At 46.8% G+C, this 2,494-nt stretch carries 3 protein-coding genes; all 3 read left to right on the top strand.

Annotated features, from left to right (window positions below):
- A partial coding sequence (locus tag B9J84_RS01665) for a TauD/TfdA family dioxygenase (protein WP_094123387.1) occupies positions 1-775 on the top strand: 775 nt, incomplete at its 5' end.
- On the top strand, positions 772-2,208 hold the full coding sequence (locus tag B9J84_RS01660) for an FAD-binding protein (protein WP_094123386.1): 1,437 nt from the start codon (positions 772-774) through the stop codon (positions 2,206-2,208). The genes B9J84_RS01665 and B9J84_RS01660, both read left to right, overlap by 4 nt.
- 76 nt (positions 2,209-2,284) lie before the next feature.
- A partial coding sequence (locus B9J84_RS01655; protein ID WP_179217499.1) for an L-tyrosine/L-tryptophan isonitrile synthase family protein occupies positions 2,285-2,494 on the top strand: 210 nt, incomplete at its 3' end.

The following is a 2,494-nucleotide window of genomic DNA, read 5'->3' as shown; positions in this document are numbered from 1 at the left end:
AATTCCCATTAGCGAAGTACCAATAGCACTACTGCGTAAACTATTTATTGAGCATCAGTTGGTATTGATACGTGGATTTAAAGCCTTTGAACAGGCCGAGCAATTTGCGGAATATTGCGAGCAATGGGGAGAGATCAGTATTTGGCCATTTGGCAAAGTGTTAGATTTAATTCAAAAAGATCAGCCAAAGGACCATATTTTTGATAGTAGCTATATGCCGCTGCATTGGGATGGCATGTTCCGTCCTCAAGTGCCTGAATATCAGATATTTCAATGTGTTCAGGCGCCATTGCCAGCACAAGGCGGCCGGACGACCTTCACTCATACAACCAAGGCGCTACAGAACGCAACCGAACAGCAGCGATCATTGTGGCGAAAAGTCACGGGGCACTATCAGCGAGAGATGGAGTTCTATTGCAGTCACACCATTTCCCCGATTATTGCTCAACATCCCTATCTCTCACACGAGGTCATTCGTTACGCCGAACCACATTTCGCTGAACGTGGCGATCTGCTAAACCCACCAAATGTGACCTTTAGTGGCATTGATAGTGAGCAAATTGCTGAGTTCCACCGTAGCTTACGTGACGCACTGTATGACCCTCGTCATTTTTATGCTCACGAGTGGCAAAATGATGATGTGGTCATTACGGATAACTTTAACTTACTGCATGGTCGAGAAAGCTTTTTATCGCATACCCCACGTCATATCCGTCGAGTTCAGGTGCTAAGCGATCCACCGTTTGATAACCCAAGTTTGGAGTCTTACCGATGAGTGATTACCATACTGATATTATGATCGTTGGGGCAGGCCCTGTCGGGCTTATGTGCCACTATTTAGCGCAGCGCTGCGGTCTGAACTCACAAGTTATTGATAAATCTAATGGGCCACTGGTGGTCGGACGGGCCGATGCGCTTAATGCTAGAACTCTGCAGTTACTTGATATCGTTGACTTATTTGAGCCACTTTACGTGCAAGGCAAACCCTGTAATACCAGTTCGGTATGGGCTGATGGTCAATTTTTGTCACGCCAGTCTCATTGGTGGACAGCGCTGCAAGGCTGCTTCTATCCTCACTTTTTGATGTTGGGACAAGCACATATTGAAAAAGCGTTAGATAGCGCAGTCAAAGCGCAGAACGCGGCCGTGCGCCGTGGTTTATCTGTGGTCGATATCACTGTTGATGAGCAAGGCTGCGTGACGGAACTGAGCAGTGGCGAGCGAGTTCGTTCACGTTACGTGATTGGTGCAGACGGTGGGCGCTCTTTTGTACGTCAGCATTTTTCGATTCCATTTGAAATCGAGAGACCAGAAATTATCTGGGCGGTGATTGATGGTGTTATTGAGTCAGATTTTCCGAAAGTGCCAGAAATCATCGTATTTCAGGCTGAGACGTCAGATGTCGCCTGGATTCCACGTGAAGGTGATTTGGATCGTTTTTATATCCGTATGGACACCGAAGAGTTTACTCAGCAAGAGGTTATCGAGCGCATTAACCGAGCAATGTCGCCGTATTCACTGACGTTTAAGCAGGTTGAGTGGTTTTCTTATTTCTCGGTTAAGGAGTCTGTTGCAGAACGGTATGACCACCAGCAACGGGTCTTTCTAGCAGGAGATGCCTGCCATATACATTCGGTCAATGGCGGCCAAGGGCTCAATACCGGAGTTGCTGACGCGTTCAATTTGATCTGGAAGCTCAATATGGTGTTGCGTGGTCAGGCATCACCTACGCTGCTGGACAGTTATCAGGTTGAGCGCCAACCAGTGGCTCGCAGCGTGATTGAAAGCTCTGGTGCATTGGTGCGTGCGACTAAATACTCAGAACGAGGAACCCATGCGGAGGACTATGTACAAATCGTTGAACAACGAGCTGGTAACATCACAGGTATGGGCATTGGGTATGGCAATGGTGGCTTAAAAGGTTCTCGAGTGTATGACTTTGAGATGCATCGTGATCAGCAGAGTTGCCGCTTTTACCAATGGCTAGATTACCGCTCGTTTACGCTTCTGTTGACTGGCGATGCGGAGTTACCATCCGAAATTCCTCCGTTTGTGCGTTGCCTTCATCTGTACGATCAGGCGAAGCCTGGGCAGTATTGGAGTGAGAGTTCATTCTACCAGGGGCAGGCTTTACTGATCCGCCCTGATGGTTATATTGCGGCTTTCGCGTCGCTTGCGCACGCGGCTGAACTGTTGGCTGGCCTATAAACTTTTTAACCGAGAGTGAAGACCGAGGGTTCTGCATCATTCCGTCAATGGTCTTCGCCTTTAATAAGGAAACACTATGCTTGATCATCAACAGCAGCAATGTGTGGATAATATTGCTTTTATTTTATTAGACCAATTATTAGCACAAACAGACGCCACTTTTACTGGGTATCAGAAGTTAAAAACGCAGATAGCTCAGTGTGTCATTGAAAACAAAGTTATTACATTATTACTACCCGCCTTTCCATGTAAAACGAATAACCTAGATAAGGTATTAGGTTATAAG

This window comes from Vibrio sp. V03_P4A6T147 (genome assembly GCF_002241085.1).
In the GTDB taxonomy this organism is placed as follows: Bacteria; Pseudomonadota; Gammaproteobacteria; order Enterobacterales; family Vibrionaceae; genus Vibrio; species Vibrio anguillarum.
Note: the sequence above shows the minus strand (reverse complement) of the source record. Positions and strands in the feature narration are given on the sequence as shown.

What these genes read in the sequence shown, in the direction of transcription:
- B9J84_RS01660 (WP_094123386.1), top strand. Translation starts at nt 772, where the DNA reads ATGAGTGATTACCATACTGATATTATGATCGTTGGGGCAGGCCCTGTC.